3 protein-coding genes are annotated in these 2,443 nt (G+C 34.6%); all 3 read right to left on the bottom strand.

Annotation, left to right across the window (positions count from 1 at the left end):
- Nucleotides 1-899: zonular occludens toxin domain-containing protein (locus F4V57_RS14680; RefSeq protein WP_150330563.1), on the bottom strand; the 899-nt coding region annotated here is incomplete at its 3' end.
- 70 nt (nucleotides 900-969) lie between these two features.
- Nucleotides 970-1,245 carry a DUF2523 family protein gene (locus F4V57_RS14675; protein WP_070070857.1) on the bottom strand — a complete coding sequence of 92 codons (276 nt, stop codon included), beginning with the start codon at nucleotides 1,243-1,245 and terminating at the stop codon, nucleotides 970-972.
- Nucleotides 1,238-2,443 (bottom strand): virulence factor TspB C-terminal domain-related protein (locus tag F4V57_RS14820; RefSeq protein ID WP_266094842.1); only part of this gene is annotated, 1,206 nt, incomplete at its 5' end. The genes F4V57_RS14820 and F4V57_RS14675, both read right to left, overlap by 8 nt.

Below are 2,443 nucleotides of genomic sequence, written 5' to 3'. Positions count from 1 at the left end.
TGAGGTTCTTGTGTTGTTGTTTTATCTGACATTCCCCACATGAACATAGCAAATCCCGCTGTACCAAAAAGCGCAAGCGGAATTAAGCCAGCAGGCAACCGTTTTTCATGCGTGTTTATTGTGGTTGATTTATAAAGTTTAAATATTCGATCTTGAGGTTTAAAACTAAATTTTGATTCACAGTTTAATTTGTTGATCAGTGTGTTCGGATATTGTCGAGTAGACCCATATTGATAAACTTTCGGAGTACGTCCGTAAGGTCTAGTAATATGATAATGAACCCCGACCAAATCTCTTACAGTCGGATGCAAGAATGCAGGTGCTTGTGTAATAAAGTAGAAATCAAATCCCCTATGCCGATGAATTGTTAAATCTTGAACAATTGGATCTTTCTGTTTTATCTCAGAATACGGTTCAACGAGTTGTACTTCATCTATAACAAAAATAGAGCCATCCGGAGCATCTCTCCAGTCTTTTATTAATGCACGACAGTAATCAATTTTTAAAGCATTTATATTAGAGTAAATGGTACGAACTGGTTTAAAATATTGAAAATCTTGATGACCTTCTCTTTCATTAATGCGATCAATTATTTCATTATAACGAACTGATCGTAAAAAATAATAATCTGGTCTTAAATCATCAAAATCATGACCGAAAAAATCAAAATAATCATCTGGTAAAACTTCTATTAAAGATTTTAATTCATGTGCGGAACCAGTTTCATATACATAATATGAAAAATCATCATGATATTTTTCATATAGTTTTTTATTATGTTCATATATAAGCATATTCTTTTTTAAATAAACTTTATTTTTTCTTTCTATATCATCAAGTTTTGTAACTGCAAATGCTGTTTTTGATGCGCCTGGCACACCTGTAATCAAGTGAAGCATATTATTTCTCCTATATTTTTTTACGAAAATGACGGCATAAGGCTCGTCGATGGCTCCTCGCCGTTAGCCGTCATTTTTTCGTAAAAAATAGTTTTGATAAATTTGCTTGATGTTTAGTGACAATTGCACCCAATATCAGCGAAAAAAATATATCTATTCCAGACAAACCGATTAATTGAAAAACAGCAACAGGTATTCCATTTAAGGTGTTTTGAAAAACAGATATTGCAGATTTTAATAACAGCATTGATACTCCTGCTGTACCCAAGCCTATGCCTGCGCCTTCTAATATGCGTTTTAAAAATCCTTTCTGTGCTGATGCTAATAATGTTGATAAGCTACTCATTTATTTTTACTCCACCAATTATTAGTGCTGCAATAAATGCCCCCAATGCAATTAATATTGGACGAACATAAGAGGTTAATATTGTACAAAAATCTGTAAAGTCATATTGCCAATACCATGCAATACCTAATATTTGAGAATCAATTAATACAATTGGTGCAGGACACTGACCACCAAAATTAATATTTGTATCTATATCGACTTGATTTTGATCATCAATATCTAATTGTGTATCTTCATCTTCTGGTTCTTTAGTAAATTCATCATATTTTTCTTGTGTCCACTGCCACCATTCACATAAAAAAGAGGCATAGTCACAAACAGCGGGCCATTCTGTTGTTTGTTCTGTTGTTGTACTTGATGTTGTTCCATCCGGATTCGTTGTTGTTGCTTCACCTGTTGATGTTGATGCTGTCCCCGCAGGTTGTACGCTTGCTGTTGTTTGACCGTCAGAGCTTGTATATGTTCCGTTTTCTGATTTTGCAGCATTTTGTAATGCGTCAACTAATTTATTGCCTTGTTCCGTAGAAAGCTGATTTTCAGCATCGTTTATGCCGAAATTATTATCATGTGTATATGCATCTTGAATAAGTTGTTGTGATAAGTCGTTATTGTTTGAACCGACATAATCTGAAATTTTTGAAGCGAGTTCGTCTGTATTGACTTCAACAGCAGAAACTGTAGGTTGTTCAGCTGTTGAAGAATAATATAAATTAGTAAAATCATAAATCGCAGTTTCAGCATTTGCAGTCGTGCCACCAGTAGTACTATATTGACATGAGCCACTAGAGCCAATTCCAATATACTTTAAAGAATAATAATTTGTGTAATATTTGCAAGCATCTTGAGCCGTCGGAAAATATCCCATAGCAGTATTTATACTATTACCCTGCAATTGATAAATTGTTGAAGCATAAGCACAACCCGCACCTGTCACACCACATTTTGAAATATTTGAATCATCAGTTTTTGTAACTTTTCCACCCTCGTCCATGACCCATCCAATTCCCTCGATCAAAGCTTGTAATGCAGCTTGACCAACCATCAATGCAACATTGCCTTTTCTTAATTTTTCTAATCGTTTTGCTAGTGTAGACCCTGCTTTTGCTGCATCTGTTGCCGCTGTAGTAGATGCTTTTCCAAATACTTTACCGCCTGTTGTTTTTGATGTTGCTGAATCTGATATAGATGAGTTAAC

It is taken from the genome of Acinetobacter qingfengensis (genome assembly GCF_008693185.1).
Lineage (GTDB): Bacteria > Pseudomonadota > Gammaproteobacteria > Pseudomonadales > Moraxellaceae > Acinetobacter > Acinetobacter qingfengensis.
Note: the sequence above shows the minus strand (reverse complement) of the source record. Positions and strands in the feature narration are given on the sequence as shown.